Source organism: Hymenobacter aerophilus DSM 13606, assembly GCF_000382225.1.
GTDB lineage: Bacteria > Bacteroidota > Bacteroidia > Cytophagales > Hymenobacteraceae > Hymenobacter > Hymenobacter aerophilus.
In genome coordinates, this window is the sequence record NZ_KB907811.1 from 96,644 (window position 1) to 122,710 (window position 26,067).

General features: G+C 63.9%; 17 protein-coding genes and 2 tRNA genes. 5 read left to right on the top strand and 14 right to left on the bottom strand.

The annotated features are described in order from the left end of the window. Nucleotides 1–127: 127 nt before the first annotated feature. From H145_RS0110720 to H145_RS0110740, 5 genes are all read right to left on the bottom strand, one after another. On the bottom strand, nucleotides 128–1,198 hold the full coding sequence (locus H145_RS0110720) for a bile acid:sodium symporter family protein (RefSeq protein WP_019948147.1): 1,071 nt from the start codon (nucleotides 1,196–1,198) through the stop codon (nucleotides 128–130). A 90-nt stretch (nucleotides 1,199–1,288) separates the two neighbouring features. Further along, complete coding sequence (locus H145_RS0110725) at nucleotides 1,289–2,545, bottom strand: PepSY-associated TM helix domain-containing protein (RefSeq protein WP_019948148.1); 1,257 nt, start codon at nucleotides 2,543–2,545, stop codon at nucleotides 1,289–1,291. A gap of 145 nt (nucleotides 2,546–2,690) precedes the next feature. Next, nucleotides 2,691–5,186: a TonB-dependent receptor gene (locus H145_RS0110730; RefSeq protein WP_019948149.1), complete on the bottom strand. Its 2,496-nt coding sequence runs from the start codon at nucleotides 5,184–5,186 to the stop codon at nucleotides 2,691–2,693. Between the two features lie 274 nt (nucleotides 5,187–5,460). Continuing rightward, nucleotides 5,461–6,516, bottom strand: a complete 1,056-nt coding sequence (locus tag H145_RS0110735; protein WP_019948150.1) for an LLM class flavin-dependent oxidoreductase — start codon at nucleotides 6,514–6,516, stop codon at nucleotides 5,461–5,463. Nucleotides 6,517–6,732: 216 nt separating this feature from the next. Then, nucleotides 6,733–8,319 (bottom strand): MDR family MFS transporter, encoded by a 1,587-nt coding sequence (locus H145_RS0110740; RefSeq protein ID WP_033426124.1) that lies wholly within the window; start codon nucleotides 8,317–8,319, stop codon nucleotides 6,733–6,735. 234 nt (nucleotides 8,320–8,553) lie between these two features. Between H145_RS0110740 and H145_RS0110745 the strand changes: the two genes are divergently transcribed. Beyond that, nucleotides 8,554–9,327, top strand: coding sequence for a sulfite exporter TauE/SafE family protein (locus H145_RS0110745; protein ID WP_019948152.1), 774 nt, complete (start codon nucleotides 8,554–8,556; stop codon nucleotides 9,325–9,327). A 144-nt stretch (nucleotides 9,328–9,471) separates the two neighbouring features. Here H145_RS0110745 and H145_RS20910 read toward each other — a convergent pair whose 3' ends face one another. Then, complete coding sequence (locus H145_RS20910) at nucleotides 9,472–9,948, bottom strand: hypothetical protein (RefSeq protein WP_019948153.1); 477 nt, start codon at nucleotides 9,946–9,948, stop codon at nucleotides 9,472–9,474. 238 nt (nucleotides 9,949–10,186) lie between these two features. Here H145_RS20910 and H145_RS0110755 point away from each other — a divergent pair, with 238 nt between their 5' ends. Beyond that, nucleotides 10,187–11,221, top strand: coding sequence for an SDR family NAD(P)-dependent oxidoreductase (locus H145_RS0110755; protein WP_019948154.1), 1,035 nt, complete (start codon nucleotides 10,187–10,189; stop codon nucleotides 11,219–11,221). 116 nt (nucleotides 11,222–11,337) lie between these two features. Here the strand turns inward: H145_RS0110755 and mutM are convergent, their stop codons facing one another. The 6 genes from mutM to H145_RS0110785 form a co-directional block, all read right to left on the bottom strand. Further along, a complete protein-coding gene (gene mutM / locus H145_RS0110760) occupies nucleotides 11,338–12,162 on the bottom strand; it encodes a DNA-formamidopyrimidine glycosylase (protein ID WP_019948155.1) in 825 nt (274 codons plus the stop codon). A 93-nt stretch (nucleotides 12,163–12,255) separates the two neighbouring features. After that, entirely contained in the window at nucleotides 12,256–13,158 is a 903-nt protein-coding gene (locus H145_RS0110765; protein WP_019948156.1) for a PhzF family phenazine biosynthesis protein, read from the bottom strand. Between the two features lie 292 nt (nucleotides 13,159–13,450). Further along, entirely contained in the window at nucleotides 13,451–14,338 is an 888-nt protein-coding gene (locus H145_RS0110770) for a M48 family metalloprotease (protein WP_026351426.1), read from the bottom strand. 175 nt (nucleotides 14,339–14,513) lie between these two features. After that, nucleotides 14,514–16,175 carry an MFS transporter gene (locus tag H145_RS0110775; protein WP_157541459.1) on the bottom strand — a complete coding sequence of 554 codons (1,662 nt, stop codon included), beginning with the start codon at nucleotides 16,173–16,175 and terminating at the stop codon, nucleotides 14,514–14,516. Nucleotides 16,176–16,402: 227 nt separating this feature from the next. Continuing rightward, a complete protein-coding gene (locus H145_RS23320; protein ID WP_019948159.1) occupies nucleotides 16,403–18,589 on the bottom strand; it encodes a hypothetical protein in 2,187 nt (728 codons plus the stop codon). 169 nt (nucleotides 18,590–18,758) lie between these two features. Continuing rightward, nucleotides 18,759–18,830 (bottom strand) — tRNA-Glu (locus tag H145_RS0110785). Between the two features lie 266 nt (nucleotides 18,831–19,096). Here H145_RS0110785 and H145_RS0110790 point away from each other — a divergent pair. Then, a complete protein-coding gene (locus tag H145_RS0110790) occupies nucleotides 19,097–20,881 on the top strand; it encodes a glycoside hydrolase family 15 protein (protein WP_019948160.1) in 1,785 nt (594 codons plus the stop codon). Nucleotides 20,882–21,081: 200 nt separating this feature from the next. Here H145_RS0110790 and H145_RS0110795 read toward each other — a convergent pair whose 3' ends face one another. Beyond that, nucleotides 21,082–23,259 (bottom strand): bifunctional alpha,alpha-trehalose-phosphate synthase (UDP-forming)/trehalose-phosphatase, encoded by a 2,178-nt coding sequence (locus H145_RS0110795; RefSeq protein WP_019948161.1) that lies wholly within the window; start codon nucleotides 23,257–23,259, stop codon nucleotides 21,082–21,084. Nucleotides 23,260–23,475: 216 nt separating this feature from the next. Further along, nucleotides 23,476–23,547: transfer RNA gene (locus tag H145_RS0110800), tRNA-Glu, on the bottom strand. 266 nt (nucleotides 23,548–23,813) lie between these two features. Here H145_RS0110800 and gap point away from each other — a divergent pair. Together gap and H145_RS0110810 are read left to right on the top strand one after the other, a co-directional pair. Further along, nucleotides 23,814–24,815, top strand: coding sequence for a type I glyceraldehyde-3-phosphate dehydrogenase (gap, locus tag H145_RS0110805; RefSeq protein ID WP_019948162.1), 1,002 nt, complete (start codon nucleotides 23,814–23,816; stop codon nucleotides 24,813–24,815). A 234-nt stretch (nucleotides 24,816–25,049) separates the two neighbouring features. Next, the gene (locus H145_RS0110810) at nucleotides 25,050–25,919 is read left to right on the top strand and encodes a diacylglycerol/lipid kinase family protein (protein ID WP_019948163.1); all 870 of its coding nucleotides are present in this window, start codon (nucleotides 25,050–25,052) and stop codon (nucleotides 25,917–25,919) included. Nucleotides 25,920–26,067: the final 148 nt, after the last annotated feature.

Consider the following 26,067-nt stretch of genomic DNA (forward strand, 5'->3'; position numbering starts at 1 on the left):
TCCGGAAAGGTGGGTGAAGTGGAAGAAAACGAGCCGGAAGATACGGTTTTGGCTGAAAAATCCGCGCACTTGCCATTTGCCGGCTGCGGCCGGTTCTGGCCGTCATCCGCTTAAAATTCAATTCCGGCTACACCACCGTGGCCGCATCGGCCGCGGGTTCGGCGTGGGCGGCGGCCCGCCCGAATTGCTGGGCCATGATGCTGGCCAGCACGATTTGCAGGGCGTGGTAGAGCATGAGCGGCAGTAGCAGCGCCCCGGTGGCAGCCGTGCCCGGAAACAGCAGGCTGGCAAACACGCTGCCGTGCACCAGGCTTTTCTTGGAGCCGCAGAAAATGGCCGTGGTGCGGTCGGGGGCCGGGAAGCCCAGCAGGCGGCTGGCGCCGGCCACCAGCCCGAACACCGCGAAATACAGCCCCACCATGCCCACGCCCAGCAGCGCCACCGTGGCCGGCGCGTAGCTACGGAACACGCCCCCGGCAAACGACTCGCAGAACGAGGTAAACACGATGCTCAGGATAACTACCTGGTCGAGCACCCGCAAACGGGCCTTTTGGCGCCCGGCCCACTCGCCGAACCGCGGGTTGAGCAGCATGCCGGCGCCCACGGGCAGCACCACCTGCCAGGCGAGGCTCAGCACCAGTCCGGCCAGGCCCGCGGTGCCCTCGCCGCCGGGGTGCAGCACGGCCCGCACCCACAGCGGCGTCAGGGCAATGCCCAGCAGGGCGCTCAGGCTGGCGTTGAAAATGGCAGCCGGCACGTTGCCGCGGCCCATGCTCACCATCACCACCGACGTGGAAACCGTGCTCGGCAGCACGCACAGAAAGAAAATGCTCGGCCATAGCAGCTGCCCCTGTGCGCCGCCAAACAACGGCCGTACCGCCAGCGCCAGCAGCGGAAACAGCAGAAACGTGGTGGCCTGCACCACCAAATGCAGCCGCCAGTTGCGGGTACCATTGCGCAGGCTGCTCAGGCTCAGCTTGAGTCCGTACAGAAAGAAAACCAGCGCCACGCCCCCGGTATTGAGTGCGTCCCAGGGCAGGGGGCTGGCCGGGCTGCCCAGTTCGGGCACCACATAAGCCAGGCCCACAACGGCCGCCAGCGCCGGCAGAAACCAGTCGAGCAGGCCGGCGCGGCGCAGGAAGGCTACCAGGCGGTTTTCGGCAGGGGGCGGGGGAGGAGTGGTGGTAGTAGTTGGCATAACAGCCGCAAAGCTAGCCGTGCCGGCCTGAATTGGGGTGGCAGAAAGTAATTGTAGCGCGAAACGGATTTTCGCGCTACCACGGCACCGCTACGCTACCAGCTGCTTCGCCTGTTTTTTGCGGGCCTTTTTCAGGCGGTTGAGCCACAGAATGGTACCGGTGATGGGGAAGGTGAAGCCCAGCAGGCAGGCCACGAGGCTGACGACTTTGCCCGGCCAGTCCCAGATGGCGCCCGTGTGCACCGGCTTGAACAGGCCCCGCGCCCGTTGGCCCAGGCTGCGCTGCTCGTAGGTTTGGGCGCCCACCACCTGGCCGCTGTATTGGTCGAGGTAGGTTTCGTCGGTGGCGTTTTCGTAGGAGGCGCCGGGCCGCAGGGTGGCCAGCTTTAGGCTGGCCGTCGAGTCCTTGGGCAGTTGCAGGGTGTAGAAGGCCGACTGCGGGGCCAGTTCGCGGGCGCGCATCAGGGCCGCATCGGCCGAGAAGCCGACGGTGCCCGGTGCGGCGATTGGGGCTACTGAAACCGGCGGCTCGGGGCGCTCCATGCTGGAGTTGGTCACGGCGTAGATACCCTTGTTAAACCACTCGAACGACCACGCCAGGCCCGTAAAGGCAAATACGAACAGCAGCAGCGAGGCATAGAAGCCCAGCACGATGTGCAAATCGTGGTTGAGGCGCTTCCAGCTGCCGTCCCACTTCACGTTCAGGCGCTGGCGCACGGCCTGGCGCGAGACCGGCCACCACAGCACCAGCCCGGTGCCGATGATAAGCAGGAACATAATGGTGCTCACGCCTACCACCAGCTTGCCAATCTCGCCGCCTACCATGCCGCGGTGCAGGGCCATCATGGTATAGAAGAAGGTGTCGCGGTAGTTCAGCTCGCCCGTAACGGCCGCCGTGTAGGGGTTCACGAATACCGTGGGGCCGCGGCCGCCCCCTTTTCCTTCTTTGCCACCCTTCTTCTCACCGCCTTTGCCGCCCTTTTTCTCGCCGCCTTTCGCTGCTTTCCCCTCAGCTGGCTGAGCAGTTTTGGCGGCTGCCTGCTTGCCGCCCTCGGGGCTGCCGGCCAGGCTGAACTCCACGGTGCGGGTGGGGTCGGCGTACACTTTCAGGCCGGTGATGCGGGCGCCGGGCTTGGCAGCCTGCACGGCGGCCGTCAGCTGGCTCAAGGGCTGGCGAACGGCTGCATCGGCAGCGGGGGGCGGCGTCACGAAGTAGCGCTCTGGGTGCCAGGCCTGCTCCAGTTCCTTTTCAAATACCAGCACGCCGCCCGTAAAGCACACGATGGCAATAACCAGCCCCGACGCCAGGCTCAGGTACAGATGAATGTTGCGGAAAAAGATTTTCATCGAAGTCAAAACAAGAAGGGGACAACAGCTAACCGGGCTGGAAGGGCCGAAAACCCGGAAGGCCGCCGGTTGCAGCCAGCGTCTTCCGGGTTTCAGTATCCACATTTATTCACTCACTCACTTATTCACTGAGTCACTTCTTGGCCTACAGCCGGTAGCTGATCGTGGTCAGGAACTGGCGGGGGGCAATGGGGTTCACGCTGTTGTCGTCGTGCACGTTGTAGCTGAGCTGGTTGAGCAGGTTCGAGAGCTTGACCCGCAGCGAGAGGCGGTCGAGCGAGTAACCCACCGAGGCGTCGAGCTGGGCGTAATCGGGCAGCTCAATCAGGCGGTACTGGTCGTTTACTACGTTGTTACGGGCGCTGCGGCCGGCCTGCCGCTCGCCGATGTAGAGGGCGGTCAGGCCCGCGTTCAGGCCCCGCAGCGGGCCCTGCTCGAAGGTGTAGAAGGCCGTAGCGTTGGCCGTGTGGTTGGGGTTGTAGCGCAGCAGGCTACCCACGGTGTACACGTTGCTTTTCGTGTAGGTGGTGCGGTTGTAGCTGTAGCCGGCCAGCACCGTCCAGCCGTTCAGGGGCTTGCTCTGCACATCCAGCTCGATGCCCCGGCTGGTTACCTCGCCGGCCAGCTCCTTGGCCGCCGGGAAGGCGGAATTGTAGTTGGCGGCATCGGCCAGAATCGTCTGGGCCAGGTTACCGTTCACAATCTGATAAGCCGTCAGGTTGGCCGACAGCCGGCCGTCGAGCAGCTCCTTTTTCACGCCCAGCTCATACTGGTCGACGAGGGTGGGAACCAAGGCTTTGCCGGTGTTATCGGTGCCCGTATTCAGGTTGAAGGAATTGGAATAAGAAGCAAACAGCGCCATGGTTTTCAGCGGCTGATACACCAGGCCCACGCGGGGCGAGAAGGCGTCGTCGCTGCTTTTGGTCAGCTCCCCGAGCTTGCCATCCTTGTAGGTGAGCTGCTGGCTGCCGGTTTCCTGGTAGCTGTAGCGCACGCCGGCCAGCAGTTTCAGGTTATCAGTAATGCTGATCAGATCCTGCACGTACACGCCAACCCGGCGGATGGGCGAGAAGGTGCGGGTGTTGCGGCTGAAATCGGGCTGGCTGGTACGGGCATTGAAGCGGCCGGGCTCGAACACGTTGATGGAGTCGTAGTTGGCTACGCGGTTATAGGCCACGTTCACCGTGTTGTACTTGTCGGCATCGGCCCCCACCAGCAGCGTGTGGCGCAGTAAACCGGTGCGGAACTGGCCCGTGACGTCGAGCTGGCCCAGGAAGTAATCTTCGCTGATATCGGTGGCCTGCAGGCTGCGCACCAGGTTGCCGTAGAGGGCGGGGCTGCCGGTCAGGATTTTGTTGGGCTCGCCTTTCTTGTTCAGGCCGGCGAACACGTCCACGCTGTCGCGGATGGTGGTGGGGCGGGCGGCCGAGCGCAGGTTGCTGCTGAAGCCCTGGTAGGCGGCCACGCCGCGCAGCTGCCAGTTCTCGGTCAGGCGGTGCGTGAGGGTGGCGGTGGCCGATTTCTGCTGGGTGCCGATGTTGGCCCAGTTGGTGTTCAGCGTGCGGCTGCGGGGCACATCGGCAATGCGGTAGTTGATGGCGCCGAGGCCGAAATCGGGCGTGCGGTTGTCGTTGAGGTAGTCGCCTTCGAGCAGGAAATCAGTTTTGGCACCCACTTTGAAGAGCAGCGAGGGGTTCACGTAAAACCGCTCCCCCTTCACCCCGTCGCGGAAGCTGCGGCTGTTTTCGTAGGTCGTGTTCACCCGGAAGGCCACGTGCTCGCTGCCATTCACGGCCCCGTACACATCAAGCATGGGCTTGTAGAAATCGTAGCTGCCCGCGCGCAGGCCCACCGAGCCGCCCGACTCGAAGCGGGGCTTTTTGGTGACCAGGTTCAGCACGCCGCCGGCCGCCACGTTGCCGTAGAGGATGGCCGTGCTGCCCTTGAGCACCTCCAGCCGCTCCAGCGAGCTGGTTTCGGGCAGAATGCTGTTGTTGTAGCGCACCCCGTTCTTAAAGGTGTTGCTGCTGCCGAACGAGAAGCCGCGACCCGAAATTTCCTGCTGGTAACCGCCCGTGTTGCCCGACACGTACACGCCGCTCACGTTGGCCAGCGCGTCGCTCAGGCGGACCACCTGCTGCTGCTCCAGCACCTGGCGCTCCACCGTAAACGTGCTCTGGGGCAAATCGAGCGGGGCAATGGGCATCTTGCCCACGGCCACCGGCCGCTCGTTCAGGCTGCGGCTGCCGTTGATGGTCACTTCCTGCAGGGCCTGGCTGCCGGCTACCAGCGTGAAGGCGGGCAGCGTAGTGGTCTGGCCGGCCGTAACGTGCACTGCCAGCTCCTGCAACTCGTAGCCCAGGCTGCTGACGGCCAGCTGGTAGTCGCCCTCGGGGGCCGTCAGCCGGAACCGGCCGCTGGCATCGGTGGCCGTGCCATGGTAGGTGCCCTTCAGCGCCACCGAAACGCCTTCCACCGGCCGGCCCTGCTCGTCGCGCACCTGCCCGTTCAGCCGGCCTTTCTGGGCCGTGTCATCCTCGGGGCCGTTGGTGGCTACCGGCCGATAGGCGGGCGCAACAGCGGCATTGACGGTAAGGGCGGGCAGGCTTAGCAGCAACAGCAGCGGTAGGGAGCGGGACATTTAGCGAAAAGCAGTGTGCTTGTTTAGATTGATTTAAAACAATGCAAAGCTCCGCTCTATCTGGAAGAAATCAAAATAGGTCTTTAGAAAAAATCTAAGCTATCTGTATAGGTCTGGTAGTAAGACGATTAAAAGTGAAGTCTGGATTAGCTTCGGATACATCTCTACAGCCTGGCAGGCAATCAAAAGTTGCTACGGCTATCTGGTAACCCCGTGAAACTAAGAAAGCCCGGCTTAGCCGGGCTTTCTATTGAGATGAAAACGGAGCTTGTAACTACGCCGTAGCCAGGGCCGGCCGGGTGGCGCCAGCTGATGCGGGCAGCGCGAAGGCGTCGGCCAGCAGCTCGTAGGAGCGGAGCCGGTCGTCGTAGTCGTGGGTGATGGTGACGGCCACCACTTCGTTCACGCCGTAGCTGGCGGCCAAGGCTTCAATTTCGGCCTTCACCTTGTCGGGTGTGCCGCTGATGATGCGCTGGTGGTGGTAGGCCAGCCGCGCCTGCATGTCGGGCGAGAGGGCGGCCACATTCACCGTTTCGGCCGCTTCGATGGGCGTAAACTGGCCGGTTTCGAGTTTGAGCATTTGCAGCGCCAGGTTGTCGGCCAGCAGTTGGGCGCGGCCGGCCGTATCGGCACACACCACAAAAATGGCCACGTTGGCCTGGGGCGCGGCCAGCTCGGGCGAGGGCCGGAACCGCTCCCGGTACATCTCCACCATCTTCGGGCCGCCGTTGGGGTTGATGAAGTGGGCAAAGCTGAAGGCCGCCCCAACGTGGGCCGCGAACAGGCCACTCTGGCCGCTGGAGCTCAGCAGCCACATTTCGGGCACCGTATCGGCGAAAGGCGCGGCTTTTACCTTGGCATGGATGGTATCAGCCACTACGTCATCGCGCAGGAAAGCGCGCAAATCCATCAACTGCTCGGCAAAGTCCTGGTCGGAGAACGTGTTGTGGGGGTTGAGGGCGTGGGCCGTAATGCGGTCGGTGCCAGGGGCGCGGCCGATGCCCAAATCGATGCGGCCGGGGTACAGGGTTTCGAGCAGGCGGAAGTTTTCGGCCACTTTCAGGGCCGAATAGTGGGGCAGCATCACGCCGCCCGAACCCAGGCGGATGCGGCTGGTTTCGGCCCCCAACCGGCCTAGCAGCACCTCGGGCGCCGAGCCGGCCAGCGTGCGGGTGTTGTGGTGCTCGCTCACCCAGAAGCGGGTGAAGCCCAGCCGGTCGGTGAGGCGGGCCAGCTCCACGGTGTGCTGCAGCGCCTCGCGCGGCGTGCGCCCCGCCGGTACCGGCGACTGGTCGAGGACGCTGAGCTGGATGTTATTTTCGGTATGCATAAGTAGTAGCAGTCAGTGATGAAGCTACTATAACAGCGGTTGGCGGCAAGTAGTTTGGGGACATAAGAACTGGGGTGACCACCTGTCATCCTGAGCATAGCGAAGGACCTTATTACGTTGGAACGAGCCGTTATTACGACCGTGCAAACGTGATAAGGTCCTTCGCTACGCTCAGCATGGCAGGTGGTCACCCCAGTCCCTGAGTCCCCAGGTCCCTTACTCTACCATCGGCGGCCCTTCTTCGTTGGTTTTGCGCAGCGGCAACTCGGGCACGAACAGCGTCATCACGAAGCCGGCCGCCACCAGCAGCAGCGTAACCAGGTACACGTGCGAAATGGCGCTCGAAAAAGCCGCTTTCAGCTCGGGCGAGGCCGCCATACCATCGGGCACCGCCACCGGCGACTCGCTCACGGGCGCCGCCTGCGACTGGGCCGCCGTGGTGGCCACGCCGCCGGCCGGACCGGCCGCGGGCAGCACGCTACTCAAACCCAGGCTCAGAATCACGCCCAGCACCGAGGCGGCAATGGCCCCGCCAATCTGCCGGAAAAACTGACTGGCCGAGGTGGCCTGCCCAATGAACTGCGGCTCGACGGCGTTCTGAATGGCCAACGTATAGAGCGGCATGCTCGGGCCCAGGCCCACGCCGCAAATCAGCAGGTACAGCAGCACCTGGCGGTAGCTGACGGTAGGCGGCATGGTGGCCAGCAGCAGCAGGCCGCCCATCAGCACCACCAGCCCGGCCAGCATCCAGCGCTTGTAGTGGCCGTAGCGCGACACCATCTGCCCGGCCAGCAACGAGCCCGTCACCACGCCCATCGACAGCGGAATCAGGCTGACGCCGGCGCTGGTGGCCGATTCGCCCAGCACGTTCACCATAAACAGCGGCTCGAAAATAATCAGGCCCAGAAAGGCCCCGCCCAACAGAAACAGGGCCGCGTTGGCCGTGCGGAACACCGGATTTTTGAACAGGCTGAACGCCAGAATGGGGTTGGGATGACTGAGGCTTCGGCGCACGAACAGCAGCAGCATCAGCACTGCGAAGCCCAGCAGACCGAGCGTAACGGGGTCGGTCCAGCCGTACTCGTTCTTGTTGAGCTGCAGGCCAATCACCAGCGGCCCGAGGCCCATAATCAGCAGCAGCATCGAGAGGTAGTCGAGCGGCTTGGGCTCGGTGCGGGGGCGCAGCGGCGGCATCTGGGTCAGGATAAACCACAGCGCCAGCGCGCCCAGCGGCAGGTTCACGTAGAACACCAGCCGCCAGCCCGCCACGCCCGGAATCAGGCCGGTGCCGTTGTCGGTGAGGAAGCCGCCTAGAAACGGCCCCAGCACCGAGGAGGTGCCGAACACGGCCCCCACGAAGCCCTGGTAGCGCCCACGTTCGGCGGGCGGAAACAGGTCGGCAATTACAATGAAGGCCATGGCAAACAGCCCCGCGCCGCCCAGCCCCTGAATGGCCCGGAACACGATAAGCTGCGTCATGCCGTCGCCGAGCAGGGGCAGCGTGCCGAACTCGCCGGCCAGCCCGCACAGCATCGAACCTATCAAAAACACGCTGACGGCCACAATTTCGATGGTGCGCCGCGAGTACGTGTCGGCCAGCTTGCCGTAGATGGGCACCAGCGCCGTGCTGGCCACCAGGTACGAAGTGGCCACCCAGGTAAACCGGTCGAGGCCGTTCAAATCCTGCACAATGCGCGGCAGGGCCGTGCTGACGATGGTTTGGTCGAGGGCGCCCAGGAACATGGCCAGCAGCACGCCGCCAAACGTGAGCATTTTCTGCCGTTGGGTAAGTTGTTCGGTCATAGCCCAACCTGTACGGCCTGGGCAGTTGTCAGTTGCCAGTGATGAGTTGTCAGTTGTCAGGGGTGAGTTGAAAAGAACTGTCATTCTGAGCGGAGCGAAGAATCTCGCGTGCCATGGTAACCCTGTCGTCGGGAATTACTGTGGCACGCGAGATTCTTCGTCCTTGCTCTAAGCGCAACATGCTCAGAATGACAGTTCTCTCAACTGGCAACTCATAAGTACCTTCGCGGCCCTATGCTGACTGCTACCACGCTTGCCCTGCTGTGTTTGTTCGCCTTTCTGGCCGGATTGATTGATGCCGTAGTGGGCGGGGGTGGACTGATTCAGCTGCCGGCGCTGCTGGTGCTGCTGCCGGGCGTGCCGGTTCCTACACTGCTGGGTACGGGCAAAGTATCGTCGCTGCTGGGCACGGTGGCGGCGCTGCGGCGCTATGCGGGGCAGGTGCCGCTGCGGTGGCGGGCGGTGGGTACGGCGGCGGCCGTGGCGGGCGTATTCTCGTTTCTGGGGGCGCGGGTCGTGAGTAAACTGCCCCAGGAGCTGCTGCCGCCGCTGGTGCTGGGTTTACTGGTGCTTATTGCCGCCTACACCTTCTGGCGCAAAGATTTTGGCAGCATCCACGCGCCCCGGCTGCCGGCCAGCCGCGAGCCGTACTACGGGGCCGCGCTGGGGCTGGTGCTGGGTTTTTACGACGGATTTTTCGGCCCCGGCATGGGTTCGTTTTTGCTGTTTGCCTTCGTGGGGTTGTTTGGCTACGATTTCCTCACGGCCTCGGCCTCGGCCAAACTCGTCAACGCCGTCACCAACCTCACGGCCTTGGGGTACTTCGGCTACACCGGCCAAATTCTGTGGATGGCCGCCCTGCCGATGGCCGCCAGCAACATCGTGGGCTCCACGCTCGGCGCCCACCTGGCCCTGCGCCACGGCACCGGCTTCGTGCGGGTGCTGTTCCTGCTGATGGTCAGCGCCTTTATTCTGAAGCTGGGCTGGCAGGTGTTTTTTGGCGGGTAGAGAAAAGAACGTCATTCAGAGCGAAGCGAAGAATCTCGCGTGCCAAAGTAGCCCCATGGTCAGGGTTTACTTTGGCACGCGAGATTCTTCGCTTCGCTCTGAATGACGTTCTTTCCCTAATCCCTAATCCCTAATCCCTAATCCCTAATCCTGCCCCGGCATCCCCGGTACCGGGTTGCCCTGATTGCCCTGGGAGCTGGGGATGCCCATCTTTTCCTCGCGCTTGCGCTGGTACTTATCGAATTGGGCGGGGCTGAGCACGGCTTTGAGTTGCGAAAGCCGGGCCTGGCCGATGTCCTCGATGACGCCGCCCATTTTGCGCACGTCCTGGCGGTAGGTGTGGCGGGCCGTTTCCACGCCGCGCACACTAATCAGGTTAATCTGGCCCACCTTGGCCATTTGCTGCGGGTTGAGGCCCAGCGCTTTCTGCATGTTGGCCGTGAGGGCCGTGGCGCGCTCGGCAATTTTGGCTTCGTCGAGCTGCGGGGCCGGAGTGGGCGCAGGCGCGGCCGCCGCGGGGCGAGGTTTAGCCGTGGGGGCTTTGGGGCGGGCCGCCGTTTGGGCCAGCAGGGTGGGGGCGGCCGTAAGGGTAAGCAGGCCGATGAGCAAAGAAGCTTTCATGCAAAAAGAAAATCGGGGCGAAAAGCAGCCGGCAGAAGGCGCCGGGCCGCAACTAGTAGTAAAGATGGTGCCAGTTTCGGCAAGCCGCTGCCTATAACGCCGGCCGGCGCGCTTATATTCCTCGGGGCAGCGCTAAAGATGCCGGCCTAAAAAAGCAACAGTCAGGTAATCCAGAACCGTAACCTTTCGGTTCCGAAATCCATACAGCCAAGGAGTCTTCTCTCCAATAGGCACTTCTATGAAAGCTGATACCCGAAACTCGCTGCTCGTGGCCGCCGCCGGTGCCGCCGGCCTGCTGGCCGCTACTTTTTACGCCAACCGCCGCGGCAATTTCGAGCTGGCCGGCCGCACCGTGCTGATTACCGGGGGCTCCAGGGGCCTGGGCCTCATTCTGGCCCGCCAGGCCGTGGCCGAAGGCGCCCGCGTAGCCATCTGCGCCCGCGACGCCGAGGAGCTCGAAGCCGCTCGCCGCGAGCTGGAAGCCGCCGGCTCCGAGCCAGTGCGCGCCTTCGTCTGCGACCTCACCCAGCCCGACGAAGTGCGCCAGCTGGTGGCCGACGTGGAGCAGCAGCTGGGCCCGATTGAGGTGCTGGTCAACAACGCCGGCATCATCACGGCCGGCCCGCTCGACAACATGGACGTGCGCGAGTTCGCGGACTCGATGGATACGCACTTCTGGGCGCCGCTGCACGCCATGCAGGCCGTGCTGCCCAGCATGCGCGACCGGGGCGAGGGCCGTATCCTCAACATCGCCTCGGTGGGTGGCAAAGTGGCCGTGCCGCACCTGGCGCCCTACTGCGCCAGCAAGTTCGCGCTGGTGGGCCTCTCGGAAAGCTTCCGGGCCGAGCTGTTGCAATATGGCGTACGCGTAACCACCGTGTGCCCCGGCCTGCTGCGCACCGGCAGCGCCCGCCACGCCATCGTGAAAGGCCGGCACCGCAAGGAATACGCCTGGTTTACGGTGGCCGACTCGCTGCCGGCCCTCTCTATGAACGCCGACAACGCCGCCCGCCGCATCTGGAACGCCTGCCGCCGCGGCGACGCCGAAATCATCCTCAGCCTGCCCGCCAAGCTGCTTTCGGGCCTGCACGGCCTGCTACCCGGCACCACCGCCAACCTGCTCGCCTGGGTCAACCAGGCCCTGCCCGCCCCCGAAACCAACCGCGGCGACGCCCGCCGCTTCGGCTACGAAAGCGAGTCGCCCATCACCCGCTCCTGGCTCACCACCCTCAATCAGAAAGCGGAAAAGAAGAACAACGAGGAGTTTGAGTAGAGGAGCTATTTGTCATCCTGAGCGCAGCGAAGGACCTATACAGAAGCCAATCAATGGATGTAGCTTCTGTATAGGTCCTTCGCTGCGCTCAGGATGACAGGCGGGTTCACAGCCGTTTACAAACTCGGCTCGGGCTGACACTTGGTGCAGAAGTAAGTAGCCCGGCCGCCCACGTATTTCTTCTCGATGCGGGTGCGCGGGTGGCGGGGGCAGAACTGGTGGGCATCGGTGCCGGGCGTGGCCGAGTCGTCCCACTCGCGGGCGTGGATGAGGAAGTTGGCCGGGAAGTTCCGGTAGTTGGCCTCGGCGGCAATGGCCGTGGTGAGTACCAGCTGGATGGCCGCGTGCAGACGTTTCACCTCGGCCGCCGTTACGGTATTGGCTACGCGCTCGGGGTGAATTTTGGCCTGAAATAGCACCTCATCCACAATCCAGTTGCCAAGGCCGGCCGTCAGGCGCTGGTCGAGCAGCAGGGGCTTGAGTAGTGTTTTGCGTTTGGCCAGCTTCTCGGTCAACTCGGCCACGGTCAGCTCCAGCGCATCGGGCCCCAGCATTTTGGCCTGTTGATATGCTGCAATGCTTTCGGCCAGCCGGATGCGGCCGAACTTGCGCGGGTCGATGAAGGCGGCGCGCAGGCCCGACTCCAGGTGCAGAGCCACGCGGGTGAAGCGGGGCGCATCGGGCGCATCGCGGTAGGCGCCCACGTCGCCGCTCATACCGAAGTGCAGCACCAGCACCCGGCCGTCGTCGAGTTGCAGAAAGCAGTTTTTGCCCAGCCGGCTGGTGCCCGTGATGGTGCGGCCCACCAGGGCCGGCCGCAGGGAATCTTCGGGCGTGCCCAGCACGTGGGCATCGAGCACTTCGAAAGCGGTAATCGTCTGGCCCACCACCAGCTCATCCAGGAAGCGGCGGTAGGTTTCAACCTCAGGTAATTCGGGCATTCGGCGGAGTTGCTAAGTTTATAATTTTGACTGGTTATAGGGACGGCGGCAAGCCATTTGTCTACAACCGAACAGCGCCCTTAACTTCCCAAGTCACAGCCGCAGTTCGCCCTCGACCACCACCACGCCCTGACCGCTGATGTGCACGGCTTCGATGGCTTCGGGCGGGCCCTGCACCGCCACGTGCACCGTGCCGGGGCGGCCCATCCAGTGGCCCTGCTCGGCAATAAAAGCGGGAGTGGCCAGGTGGCCATAGTGCCAGAGGTAGGCCGCCATGCCGCCGGTAGCCGAGCCAGTTACGGGGTCTTCTGGTAAGTCGGGCGGGGTGCAGAAGTGGCGGGCGAAGGTGGTGCCGGCGGGTGTGGCCCCTTCGAGGCAGAACAGGTGGGAGCTGAAGAAACCACTGGCTCGGCGGTAGGCATCCAGCGCCGCCGGGTCGGGCAGGTGGGCCCGCCGCAGGGTGGCCGCGTCGCGCAGCGGCACCATCAGCTGGGGCGTGCCGGTGCTCACGGTTTGCACTACGGCGCCGGGCAGCAGGTCGGCGGGCGTGAGGCCGAACAGGGGCAGCACCTCGGCCGGCGCGTGCAGCGGCCCAAATTCGGGCCGGCGCTGGGTCATGCGGATGAAGTGGGGCTGGCCGGCTTCGGCGGGCGAAACGCGAATGGCGACGGGGCCGTGCAGCAGCTCCAGGTGCAAATCGTGGGGCCGGCCGCCGGTGGGGCGGGGCAAGCGGCCGGTGTGCAGCAGGGCCGTGAGGGTGGCAATGGTGGGGTGGCCGGCCAGCGGAATTTCTTCGCCCGGTGTGAAGTAGCGCACCCCAAACTCGGCCACCGCCGAGCGGCGCACAAAGGCCGTTTCCGACTGGTTGAACTCGCGCGCCAGCCGCTGCATCTGCCCGACCGTCAGGTCGTCGGCATCGAGCACCACGGCGCAGGGGTTGCCGCCCAGGGCCACGTCGGTAAAGGCATCAACCAGCAGAAAGGGGTAAACCGGCATTAAATAGAGCGTTGAGTGAGTCCCAAAGATAAACGGCCGGCCTCCCGTCTGGGAAACCGGCCGTTTACTCTTGAAGGGGAATAATGGATAGGAAACAACAATGAAGAACGTCATTCAGAGTGCCGCGAAGAATCCCGCGGGCAATGGCAACCCTGTCGTCAGGAATTACTTTGGCCCGCGAGATTCTTCGCGGCGCTCTGAATGACGTTCCTTTTATCTCGTGGGTTCCGTACCGTTTCTCACTTCTCACTTCTCACTTCTCACTTCTCACTTCTCACTTCTCACTTCTCACCTACGACGGGTCGGTCAGCAACGCTACCTGGCGGCCGTTGGGGTCGTAGATTTCGCCCATCCGGCTGATGTAGAGGCGGCGCTGCTGGCCGTCGATGAGCACGTAGGGGTAGCTGAGGCTTTCGGAGCGGGTGAGGCGGCCCACCACTTCGGCCGTCTGGCCGGCACGGTCGAGGCGCACCACGCTCAGGCGGTTGGTTACGTAGAAATCAACCTCAGGCTTGGCCCGGAACGTGATTTTACCCAGCACACTCAGCGGCGCGGCGGTGCGGGCCGCCACCTGCCGCACGGGGGCCGGCTGGACGGAGGCCAGCATTGCCGGCTCGGCCGAAGGGGCGGCGCCGCGGGTGCTGGCCGCAATCTGCTGGCTGGCGCGCTGCCAGCCCTGGCCAATGGCCGTGAGGCGCGACTGGCGGCCGGGGTGGGTGCGGGAGGCCTGCTCGTCCGACACCACGGCCATGCCGGCCTGGGCCTGGGCGAGGCTGGCGCCCATCTTGCGCAGCACGAAGCCCGAAAACTCGTCGGCTTCCAGTTCATCGGTGGGGTTCGAGCCGCCGGCGCGCAGGGTGTGGCCGTTGAGGTGGTGACCCATTTCGTGGGCCAGAATGCTGATGCCGGCCCAGTCGGTGCGGCCAGCGCGGTTGACGGCGGCCACGAATTGGGGATTGTAGAGCAGGTAGCGCTGCCCGCCGTACACCACGGCAGCCGCGTTCTGCACCTCGGTAGTCGCCCGCAGCTGGAAGCGGGGCTTCAGGCCCACTACGTCGGTGATTTCGCGCAGCACGTCGCGCTGGCCACCGCTGCTTTGGGCCGAAACCGTACCGGCCAGCAGCAGGCCCCCGGTCAGCAAACCGACAAATCGGCGGAAAATACGAGAGGAAATAGTCATGAATAAGTCGGATAAAGTGCGTCGAAAACAATGCAACTACCTTGCCGGAACAGTGCTGGTAAGATGTTCTGGCAGCGCCGGCCGGTTGTCAGTAGAACGGCACCAGCCCCGAATTTATTCCGCTTTAAACCGAAAAAATGGGTGGAGCGGTATGTCTTATACGACTCCCATCAACTCAGGTGGCCTCGCCGGCGGTGCTGGCTATCAGGCGGGTGCTGCCGGGGGGCATGGGCGGGTGGCCGGCCACCGGGTGGTAGTGCTGGGCCAGCAGGTGCGACACATGCGGCAACTCGGGACCCTCGTGCAGCTGGCGCAAACTCACTTTGAGCTCGGCTTCCTCGCGGCCCACCCCGCGCTGGTGCTGGCGCAGATATTCCTCCCACGACTCCGACAGGAAGTACTCCATCAGCCGGTTAGGGTCGGCCAAATCGGCATACAGGCCCCAGCCGATAGCACCCTCGCGGCGGCGGATGCGGCCCAGCTGCTCCATGTAGTAGGTGAAAGCCTGCCGGTTTTCGGGGGCCACGCGGTAGGTGGTCGTGGTAATGACCGGGCCCTCGGCGGGGGCGGGCTCCTCGGCCAGCACGGGCTCGGGGCGCTGGCGGGTGGGGGTGTGGTCGAGGGCTTCGGGGGATGTCTGGAGCGAGTAGCGGCGGGCCAGCAGCAAGCTCAGCAGCAGCCAGCCCGCCGCGCCGGCCAGCGCCAGCGGCAAGCCCGCCCGCTCGGCCGCCGCGCCCCAGGCCACGCTGCCCAGGGCCATGCCGCCCTGAATGGTGAGCAGGTACAGGCTGATGGTGCGCGCCTGCACCCAGCGCGGCACCACCGTCTGCACGCCCACGCTGAACGAGTTGAGCACCAGCATCCAAGCCATGCCCACCAGCACCAGCGCCCCGTACAGCAGCCAGGGCGCATTCACGTAACCCAGGCCAAGCAGGCCGGCGGCAAACACGGTGGTAGCCAGCGCCACCCGGCCATCGATGCTCAGGCGGCGGTTGAGGCGCGGCAGCAGCACGGCCGCCAGCACTGCGCCCAGGCCCATGCAGGTGAGCAGCAGCGAGTAGAACGAGGTGGGCCGCATTAGCCGCTGGGCCACCACGGCTGGCATGAGCGCAAACAACGCGCTACCCCCGAACGTGAAAGCGGCCCCGCGCAGCAGAATCCGCTGGACCGGGGGCGCGAAGCGGGCGTAGCGCAGGCCGCCGCGCATGGCCATCACCAGCCGCTCGGCGGCCAGCGTGCTCACGGGCTGGGGCTCGCGCCGCCAGCTATACACCATATAGATAGTGCCCAGAAACGATAAGCCGTTGAGCAGAAACGCCGCCCCGGCCGAGAAATAGCCGATAACCAGCCCGCCCAGCGCCGGCCCCAACGCGCGCGCCAGGTTGAAGCTGACGCTGTTCAGGGCAATGGCCTGGGGCAAATCGGCGGGCGGCACTACCTCGGGCGTTACCGACTGCCACACCGGGTTATTGAGCGCCCCGCCCAACCCCAGCAGAAACGTGAGGCTCAGCAGCAGCCACGGCGACGAGAAGCCCCCGAAGGCCATGCCCGCCAGCAGCAGCGCCACTGCCGCCATCCAGGTTTGGGTGAGGATGAGCAGCTTGCGCCGGTCGAGCAAATCGGCCAGGGCCCCGGCGGGCAGGCTCAGCAGAAACACGGGCAGCGCCGAGGCCGTCTGGAGCAGGGCCACCAGCACGGGCGAGGTCGTCAGCTCGGTCATCAGCCCCACGGCGCCCACGTTCTGCATCCAGGTGCCCACGTTCGACACGAACGAAGCAATCCAGAGCATCCGGAAAATCGGAGTCTTCAGCGGCGTGAAAGGCGACGAGGAAGCCAAGCGGGGAAGTGGTGAGTGGTGAGGTGGTGAAATGGTGAGTTGATGGGCCGGGGGCCTGTCATGCTGAGCGGAGCCGGAGCCGAAGCATCTCTACTGCAATAAGGGCCCAAACGTTTGGTTACTATTGCCCGCGAGATGCTTCGACTTCGCTCAGTATGACCCGTTCTTATTGTCCGGCCGCGCCGCCCGAACGGCAACTCACCATTTCACCATCTCACCACCTCACCTTACAGCCGCACCCCAATCCCCGGCCCGAACAGGAAAAACATCTTGCCCTTGTTCACCAGGTAGCCGGCGCCCAGGTAGAGCGGGAAGGTGAGCTTGGCGTCGGAACGCGTGGGGTACACCGAGCCCAGCACCACGATGCCCAGGTCGCGGGAGGCGTTGGCGTTGGAGTTCAGGTTGAAGGCATTGAGGGCCACGAAGCCCGCGCCCACCTTGTAGGGCCGCAGCTTGTTGATTTTGTTAGGGTTGTAAAAACTCAGTTGGGCCAGCGTAGCCAGGCTGATGCCGCTGAAGGCCGTGTAGTTGTTGACTTCGCCGCCGCCGAGCTGCTTGGTGAGCAGGCCGGCCGGGAAGCTGATGTCGATATCGAACTTCACGCGGCGCTGCAGCACCAGCTCCAGCCGTTGCGTGAAACCGGGCTCCTGGTACTGGGCCTGGGTATGCTTCACGGTGATGATAATCTTGCTCCAGTCGTCGAGGTCGTAGCTTTTGCGGGCCGAAAGCAGGTTGTTGAGGCTGATGTTGCCCACCTGGCACTGCTTGTCCTGGTAGAAGGGGGCGCGCACCGAGCGGCCGTCGGGGCACACCACCACGTTGTCGATGGTGCGCATCTCAATCAGGTCGCCCTTGGCGTTCTGAGTCCGTATTTCGAAAGTGAGGTACTGCTTGCCGTAGAGCTGTTCGGGCGAGTCGATGGCGCCGGTGTTGAAGCTGAACACCACGTCGCGGATGGTGCGGTCGTAGAGGATGGGGCCGTTGAGGCGGGTGATGGGCCGCACGGCCTCGCCAAACGTTACGCCCACGAAATCGAGCGGGTGGGGCTTCTGGAACTCGCGCACCGCCAGCGCGTAGCCGGTGCTCTGGCCGGCGTTATCAATGGCGATGCGCTTCTTATCAATGCCCACCGGCACCTGCACCCGGTACACCACCGCCGACTCGGAGCGCACGCTCGAATCGGAGGGCACCACGCGCACATCCTCAAAATGAAAGCGGCCCCGCAGCAGCGCCACGCCTTCGAGGCGCACGTCTACGGTTTCGCCGGGGTTCACGGCGTTGGAGCTGGTCCAGTCGCCGCCGCGGTGGCGCACGCTCAGGCCGGTAATGGCGGTGGGGGGCGAGATGTTGAAGTTGGTGATGTACTTGGCCTGGTCGTTTTCCTTGATGTAGAGGTAGCTGTCGGCCTGGCGGTGGGTGTTGTACACGCGCAGCCAGCACAGCACCCGGTCGTTGGTCAGGTACTGGCGCGTGAACAGCTCGGCAATCAGCGCGCCGCCGGCTTCCTCCTGGTCTTCGATGCGGTAGGTGCGCTTGAGGTTGAAGGTGCGGCCGTTGTCGAGAATCAGCTCCACGCCCTTGCGGCGCGACTCCTCATCGAGCGTAATTTCCTTTTTATCGACGCTCAGAAAGCGCAGCCGCGAGCTTTTCACGGTGAACTCCTGGCGCAGCGGGGGCAGGGCAAAGGTTACGCGGCGGTTGCGGTCGGTGAGGAAGGGCTGCTCGGTCTGGGGCTGGAGCGTGAGCATCCGGCTGCCGGGGGCGTTGGGCAGCACGTGTAGCCGCAAAGTGCCTTTTTCGCGGTCGAGGCGGTAGTCGATGTCCTGGCCGCGGGTCCATTCGGGGCTCAGGCGGATGTTTTTCTCGTTGTTGCTGGTCAGCTCGAACACCTTTTCCTCGCCCACAAACAGCTCGGTATCGGCGGGCCGCAGCTCCAGCGTGGTGCGCGTTACGGGCAGCAGCTTCACCACCTGGGTGCGGGGCGCAAACCCGCCCGCTACGGCCGGCTGCTGAAAGGTCAGGCTCAGAAAGCGGGCGGTGGCCAGGTTGCGGAAGCGCAGCTTGGCCCGGTAATACTGCCCGCCGTCGATGGGCGTGAGCGAGTCGAGCAGCGTGAAATCGGCCGAGCGTTGCAGGTGCAGGGGGCCGGCGGCGGGGTCGAGCGAGGCCACCCGCAGCTCGGCCGCGTCGTCGCCGGGGCGGTAGTAGAAGTAGAGGTGGGGCTCGTCCTGCACCACGGCCGTGTTGCGGCTCAGGTAGAAGGTGGTGGTATCGAGGCGCAAACCCAGCTCGCGCAGCAGCGGCGGGGCCTGCTGGGCGCGGGCGCTCAGCGGCAAACTCAGCACCAGGCTCAATACTAGCAGCAGGGCGGGCAGCAGCTGGCCCGCCCGGCGAAATCCGGACAGATGAAACACGGCAACAACGGAAAAAGCGGCTCCCGACCCACCGGCAGCCAGTGCAAAGGTAGGCCCCCGGGCCAAGCAGTTGCACGACGCTGCCTTTTTTAACTGCAAAACCGGCGCAGCGGGCCCGAAAAACAAAAAGGCTTCCCGCGCAGTGCGGAAAGCCTTTTTAGCGTTGAAGTAGTCCGTAGGGGAATCGAACCCCTGTTGGTAGAATGAAAATCTACTGTCCTAACCCCTAGACGAACGGACCAGATACCAGCGGAAGCGTTTTTCCGTGTTGGTGGTGCAAAGATACGGGCCAAATACTACGGGGCAAGTGCGGCCCGCAAAAAAAGCGGCAAAAGCCGATAAGTGATACAGAATCAGCCGGATTATTTTGCGCTGAGTGGCCCTGGCGGCCCCCCGGCGGGGGCGGGCTGGTAACTTGCACCGGCCCGAAACGGTAAACGGAAGGGGCCGGCCGCCGGGCCGGCGGCGTTACACGCTCTTTCCCCCTGATCTTTTTTGCCCCGATTTATGATGAAGCATACCTATGATATGGGCCTGATTGGCAACTGCGCCTTTCTGGGCCTGATTGGCACCGACACGGCCGTGCGCTGGCTTTGCTGGCCCCGCTTCGACAGCAGCTTCGTGTTCGGCTCGCTGCTCGACGAGCAGAAGGGCGGCGAGTTCAGCATCCGGCCCGCAACGGAGGGCGGCTTCGAAAGCCGGCAGTACTACGCCGCCAACACCAACGTGCTCGTGACCGAAATCAGCACCGCCGAAGGCCGCTACCGTGTCACCGACTTTGCCCCGCGCTTTTCGCAGTACGAGCGGTACTACAAGCCGCTGATGTTTATCCGGAAGGTGGAGCCGCTGGAGGGCACGCCGCGGGTGCGGGTGGCCTGCCGGCCGGTGGCGGCCTACGGCGAGCAGCAACTCAGCCGCCGCCGCAGCTCCAACCACATTGCGTTTCTGGGCATGGAAGAGGAAATCCGCCTCACCACCAACCTGCCCCTGACCTACGTGCTCGACGAGGAAGCCTTTGGCCTCAACGAAACCAAATACCTGGTGCTCACCTACGGCGCCCCGCTCGAAGCGCCGCTGGAAAGCACCTGTGAGCGGTTTCTGCAAAGTACGCTCGGCTACTGGCGGCAGTGGGTGAAGAGCACCAGCATCAGCAACTTCCACCAGCCGGCCGTCATCCGCTCGGCGCTGGCCCTCAAAATGCACCAGTACGAAGACACCGGGGCCATTATTGCGGCCAGCACCACCAGCCTGCCCGAAGCGCCCGGCAGCACCCGCAACTGGGACTACCGCTACTGCTGGATGCGCGACACGTTCTACACGCTCACGGCCTTCAACAACATCGGCCACTTCGAGGAGCTGGAGCGCTATTTCCACTACATCGCCAACATTTCGAGCAGCATCCAGGACAAGTACCAGCCGCTGTATGGCATCAGCGGCACTTCGCAGCTCACCGAGCAGGAGCTGCCGCTGGCCGGCTACCTGGGCAACCAGCCCGTGCGCATCGGCAACGACGCCTACACCCACATCCAGAACGACGTGTACGGGCAGGTGCTGGTGGCGCTGCTGCCGCTGTACGTGGATGCGCGCTTCGTGAACCCCGAGCACCGCAACCCCGAAAAGCTAGTGTACGAGGCCCTGCGGCTGATTGAAACCACCATGGACCAGCCCGACGCCGGCCTCTGGGAGTTCCGCAACCTGGCCCAGCGCCACTGCTACACCTACCTGTTCCACTGGGCCGGCAGCCACGCCGCCTGCCACGTAGCGCGGGCGCTGGGCAACGCCGATATGGAGGCGCTGGCTTCGCGGCTCATGCAGGCCGCCGCCGACCGTATCGAGCAGTGCTACAGCCAGGAGCAGCAGGCCTATACCAACGCCATCGGCTCGCCCCACCTCGATGCCAGCACCATTCAGCTGATCATGATGGGCTACCTCGACCCGGCTTCCGAGCGGGCCGCCCGCCACCTCGAAGCCCTGGAGCGCGCCCTGAAAACGCCCGAAGGCCTATTCTACCGCTACCGCCACCCCGACGATTTCGGCACCCCCGAAACCACGTTCCTCATCTGCTCCTTCTGGTACGTGGAGGCGCTGGCCTGCGTGGGCCGGGTGCAGGAGGCCATTGCCGAGTTCGAGCACCTGCTCAACTACACCAACCACCTGGGCCTGCTGAGCGAAGATGTGGACGCCAAAACCGGCTCGCAGTGGGGCAACTTCCCCCAGGCCTACAGCCACGTGGGCCTCGTCAACGCCGCCTTCCGCATCGCCAAAAAGCTTGATAACCCGAGTTTTTTGTAGGGTTTAGGTGTTAGGGCTTAGAAAAAGAACGTCATTCTGAGCGGAGGCGTAAGCCGTAGTCGAAGAATCTCGCGTGCCAAAGTAATTCCTAACGTCAGGAGTTAGCACTGCAGTAGAGATTCTTCGACTACGGCTTGCGCCTCCGCTCAGAATGACGTTCTTTTTCTAAACCCTAACACCTAACACCTAAACCCTAACACCTACATCAACATCTCTCGCAGCAACTGGCGGACGTCGGTGGGGGAGTTGACGTGGTAGCGGGCCAGCGAGCGGGGGGCGGGGCCTACTTTGATAGTGTAGGCCTCGGGCGGCATCACGCGGAACGTGTCCTCGTCGGTGCGGTCGTCGCCGATGGCCAGCACGAAATCGGTGGGGTAGGTGGCCAGCCAGCGGGCCGCGGCGGTGCCTTTGTTGATGCCGGCCGTCTTGATTTCAATCACCTTATTGCCCTCCATCACCTGCAAATCGGCGTTGGCCGTGATGAAAGTGAGGTGGTTGAGCAGCTCGCGGGCCCGCATGTCGCCCAGCTCCACATCGGCCCGGCGGAAATGCCAGACCAGCGAAAAGTCCTTTTCCTCGATAAACGAGCCGGCCGTGCGGGCCACGTACAGGTCGAGGATGGTGCGGATTTCGTCTTTCCAGTCGTTGTTGAGGGCCTGAAACAGCTGCCAGTCTTCGCCCGCCGGTCGCAGCCACACGCCATGCTCGCAAATAAAATCGACCGGCAAATGGCCCAGCCAGCCCTCCAGCGTGGCCCGGTCGCGGCCGCTGATGATGACGACGCGGTTCTGCGGAATTTCGGTGAGCGCGCGCAGCAGCAGGCGCAGCTCCTGGTCGGGCCCCGCCTTTTGCGGGTCGTTGTGGAAGGGGCTGAGCGTGCCGTCGTAATCAAGCAGCAGCAGGCGGGTGGGGGCGGCGTGGTAGTCGCGCAGCAGTTGGGCGGTCAGGTCGGGGGTAAGCATATCGGTGTGGAGAGAGAGTTGCTCCTGCTTGGCATACGCCAGCCGGCTCATAAACAGGTCGGTCCAGGCAAACACGTCGTACTGGCGCACCAGCCGGCGCATGGCCCGCATACGGCGCGTTTGCTCATCCAGGGGCATGGTGAGGGCCTCGTGCAGGGCGGCGGTCAGCTGGTTGAGGTCGGTGGGGTTGATGATGAGCGCGTCGGACAGTTCGCGCGCCGCGCCGGCCCGCTCGCTCAGAATCAGCACACCCAGCTCGTCGTCCTTGCTGGCCACGAACTCCTTGGCCACCAGGTTCATGCCGTCGCGCATGGGCGTTACGAGGCCCACTTCGGCCAGGCGGTAGAGCGAGGCCAGCTCATCAAGCGGAAACGAGCGGTAGAAGTAGTGAATGGGCGTCCAGCGCATGGTGCGGTACGCGGCATTGATGCGGCCCACCAGCTCGTCGATTTCCTCCTTGAGAGCCGCGTACTGAGCCACCTGGTCGCGCGAGGGCACCACCACCATAATCAGGCTCACCTGCTCGCGCCATTCGGGGTGGCGCTGCAGCAGCAGCTCGAAAGCGCGCAGCCGCTCGGCAATGCCCTTCGAGTAGTCGAGCCGGTCGATGGAGAGCACCACCCGGATGTCGCCGAGCACTTGCCGGTAGCTGGCCTCGTGCTGCCGGGCCGCGTCGGACGCGGCCGCCTCGGCGTACCGCTCGTAGTCGATGCCCATCGGGAAAGTATCGACCAGCACGGTGCGCGGGCCGACTTCGAGACGGCCGTTGTGGGCCGTGAAACCCAGCAGGTGCGACACCGAGCTCAGAAAGTGGCGCATAAACCCGAAGGTGTGAAAGCCAATCAAATCGGCCCCGAGCACGCCGGCCACCAGCTCGCGGGCCCAGGGCAGCACCCGCACCAGCTCGTACGACGGAAACGGAATGTGCAGAAAGAAGCCGATGGTGGCCTGGGGCCGCGCCGCCCGCAGCATGGCCGGCAGCAGCAGCAGCTGGTAATCGTGCACCCAGATGGTGTCGTCGGGGCCGGTGAGGGCCAGCACGGTCTGGCAGAATTTCTCGTTCACGGCCACGTAGGCGGCCCAGTGCTCGGGCTCGTAGGTGGCGTACTGCGGGAAGTAGTGGAAAGTGGGCCAGAGCGTGGAGTTGCTGAAGCCCTCGTAGTAGTCGCGGATTTCGGCTTCGGTCAGAAACACGGGCTCCATGCTGTCGTGACGCAGCTGCTCGCGCACGTAGTCCTCCTCGGCGGCATCGGCCACAAACAGGCCCGGCCAGCCCACCCACACGTTGCCTTCCTGCCGGTAAATCGAGCCCAGGCCCGTGGCCAGCCCGCCTTCGCTGGGCTGAAACGTGAGCGAATCGTCGGTGCGCAGCACTTTGGTGGGCAGGCGGTTGGAAACGATAATAGTGCGGGACATCTGGTTAAAGCGAGTAGGTCTACCCCTTACGTTACGGCCAAAAAGCCCAAAAGATGAGTAGGACGTTTACTCGTTTCTGCTACCGGGCCTCCTGTACTACTGAAGCGTGCCGGCGTTTTATGGTGGAGTGCCGGCGGTGGTCGGGAAAGCGAAAAACCCCGCTCCGAATAGTTCGGAGCGGGGTTTCAGGTAAAAGCCAAAGCGCGGGGCCGGGAGTAGTCCGTAGGGGAATCGAACCCCTGTTGGTAGAATGAAAATCTACTGTCCTAACCCCTAGACGAACGGACCAGATAAAGGCGACCCTGCTGCGTTTTGGTGCTGCAAAGATAGGGGGGCAATTGAGCGGTGCAAGGCCCGGACTCGAAAAAAAGGGGCCGTACGCCCCAAATAGCTTGATTTTCAACTTGAAAAATTTTTGGAGCCGCCAGCCAACGGCCGGATAGCCGGTCCGCAGACGGCGGCCGATTTGGGTATCCGGGCCCAGCCCATTACCTTCGTTGCGTGATTTCACCCCGGCCCCACACGCCGATAAACTTCCCACTCCCCCTACTACTATGGCTAAAATTAAAGTTGCCATCAACGGCTTCGGGCGCATCGGCCGCCTCACGTTCAAGGCGCTGCTCCAGCGCGACAACGTGGAAGTCGTGGCAATCAACGACCTGACCGACAACAAGACCCTGGCCCACCTGCTCAAGTACGACTCCGTACACGGCCGTTTCCCGGGTACGGTTGAGTTCGACAACGACAGCCTGACCGTGAATGGCCAGCACATTGCCGCCCTCTCGGAGCGCGACCCCAAGCTGCTGCCCTGGGGCAAAATGGGCGTTGACATCGTGCTTGAGTCGACGGGCCGGTTCGTGGATGAGGCCGGTGCCGGTCAGCACATCACGGCTGGTGCCAAGAAGGTCGTTATTTCGGCGCCTGCCAAGGGCAACATCCCCACGGTGGTACTCGGCGTGAACGAGGACATCCTGACGGGCGACGAAACCATCATTTCGAACGCCAGCTGCACCACCAACTGCCTGGCCCCGATGGCCAAGGTGCTCAACGATACGTTCGGCATCGAGAAGGGCTTCATCACCACGGTGCACGCCTACACCTCCGACCAGAGCCTGCAGGATTCGCCCCACTCGGACCTGCGCCGCGCCCGCGCCGCCGCCCTGAGCATCATTCCCACCAGCACGGGTGCTGCCAAGGCCGTGGGCCTGGTGCTGCCCGAGCTGAAGGGTAAGCTCGACGGTATTGCCATGCGCGTGCCCGTTCCGGATGGCTCGACCACCGACCTGACCGTGCTGCTCAAGCGCGAGGCTACGGCCGAGGAAATCAACGCCGCCATCAAAAAGGCTGCCGACGGCGACATGAAGGGCATTCTGGAGTACAGCACCGACCCGCTGGTAAGTGCCGACATCGTGGGCAACCCCCACAGCTGCATCTTCGACTCGGAGCTGACTTCGGCCAACGGCACGCTGGTGAAAGTAGTGGGCTGGTACGACAACGAAGCCGGCTACAGCGCCCGCACCGCCGACCTCATCAAGAAGCTGGGCGACAAAATGTAAATTTTAAGCTGTCAGCTGAGAGCTTTTAGCTGTTAGCTTGACGTGCTAAAAGAACCATTTATAGAACGTCATTCAGAGCGAAGCGAAGAATCTCGTGTGCAGTCGTTGGAGAATACCCAATGATTGCATGCGAGATTCTTCGCTTCGCTCTGAATGACGTTCTTTTGTTGTCAGCTTATGCTTCTCCTACGGAAAGCTAACCGCTAAAGCTCTCAGCTAACAGTTCCCAAAAACATGCGTCTCTGCTTTATTCTCAATCCGACCTCGGGCACCAACCGGAGCCAGAACGTGGCGGCGCTGCTAACCGAGCACGCCACGGCGGCCGGGGTCGAGTTCGAGATAAAGCCCACCGAGTACGCCGGCCACGCCGAGCAGCTGGCCCGCGAGGCCGCCGCGGCCGGCTGCCGGGTGGTGGTGGCCGTGGGCGGCGACGGCACCGTGAACGAGGTGGCCCGGGGCCTGCTGGGCACCGGCGCGGCGCTGGGCATTGTGCCCCGCGGCTCGGGCAACGGCCTGGCCCGCCACCTGCATCTGCCGCTCGATTTGCCCGCCGCCGTGCGCCGCGCCTGCCGCCCCACCTTTCAGCGCATCGATGCCGGCCGCATCAACGGGCACTGGTTTTTCTGCACCGCCGGGCTGGGGTTTGATGCCCACGTGAGCCGCAAGTTTGCCCAGGCCGGCACCCGCGGGCTGGCCACCTACGTGAAAGTCGCCCTGCGCGAGTACCGCCACTACCGCCCCACGGCCGTGCAGCTGACGCTGGAAAACGAGGCCGTGCGCGACACCAACTGCTATGTGCTGGCCTTCGCCAACGCCGCCCAGTACGGCAACAACGCCTACATCGCGCCCCGCGCCAACATCCAGGACGGCCTGCTGGACCTGTGCCTGATTGACAGGCTTCCGTTCTGGCGGGCCATTCGGGTAGGGGTGGGGCTGGCCCTGGGCACGCTGCCTACCTCGGGCGGAGCTCAGTTCCACCGCAGCCAGCACATCCGCGTGCAGGCCGCCGCCCCTTTAGGTTTCCACGTCGATGGCGACTATGTGGCCGACGCCACCGACTTTGAGGTGCTGCTGGAGCCGCTGGCGCTGGAAGTGGCAGTGTAGCGCAGGAGGAGTGACTCGGTGAATGCGTGAATTTGGCTGTCATCCTGAGCGGAGCGAAGGACTTATACAGAGGCTAACATCAGACTATACCTTCTGTATAGGTCCTTCGCTCCGCTCAGGATGACAGTATCTTTGCTTCTCGTATCTC

Coding starts and splice junctions, on each gene's coding strand:
- H145_RS0110720 (WP_019948147.1), bottom strand. CDS start 1,198: ATGCCAACTACTACCACCACTCCTCCCCCGCCCCCTGCCGAAAACCGC.
- H145_RS0110730 (WP_019948149.1), bottom strand. CDS start 5,186: ATGTCCCGCTCCCTACCGCTGCTGTTGCTGCTAAGCCTGCCCGCCCTT.
- H145_RS0110740 (WP_033426124.1), bottom strand. CDS start 8,319: ATGACCGAACAACTTACCCAACGGCAGAAAATGCTCACGTTTGGCGGC.
- H145_RS0110765 (WP_019948156.1), bottom strand. CDS start 13,158: ATGCCGGTTTACCCCTTTCTGCTGGTTGATGCCTTTACCGACGTGGCC.
- H145_RS0110745 (WP_019948152.1), top strand. CDS start 8,554: ATGCTGACTGCTACCACGCTTGCCCTGCTGTGTTTGTTCGCCTTTCTG.
- H145_RS0110770 (WP_026351426.1), bottom strand. CDS start 14,338: ATGACTATTTCCTCTCGTATTTTCCGCCGATTTGTCGGTTTGCTGACC.
- H145_RS0110735 (WP_019948150.1), bottom strand. CDS start 6,516: ATGCATACCGAAAATAACATCCAGCTCAGCGTCCTCGACCAGTCGCCG.
- H145_RS0110755 (WP_019948154.1), top strand. CDS start 10,187: ATGAAAGCTGATACCCGAAACTCGCTGCTCGTGGCCGCCGCCGGTGCC.
- H145_RS0110790 (WP_019948160.1), top strand. CDS start 19,097: ATGATGAAGCATACCTATGATATGGGCCTGATTGGCAACTGCGCCTTT.
- gap (WP_019948162.1), top strand. CDS start 23,814: ATGGCTAAAATTAAAGTTGCCATCAACGGCTTCGGGCGCATCGGCCGC.
- H145_RS0110725 (WP_019948148.1), bottom strand. CDS start 2,545: ATGAAAATCTTTTTCCGCAACATTCATCTGTACCTGAGCCTGGCGTCG.
- mutM (WP_019948155.1), bottom strand. CDS start 12,162: ATGCCCGAATTACCTGAGGTTGAAACCTACCGCCGCTTCCTGGATGAG.
- H145_RS0110810 (WP_019948163.1), top strand. CDS start 25,050: ATGCGTCTCTGCTTTATTCTCAATCCGACCTCGGGCACCAACCGGAGC.
- H145_RS20910 (WP_019948153.1), bottom strand. CDS start 9,948: ATGAAAGCTTCTTTGCTCATCGGCCTGCTTACCCTTACGGCCGCCCCC.
- H145_RS0110795 (WP_019948161.1), bottom strand. CDS start 23,259: ATGTCCCGCACTATTATCGTTTCCAACCGCCTGCCCACCAAAGTGCTG.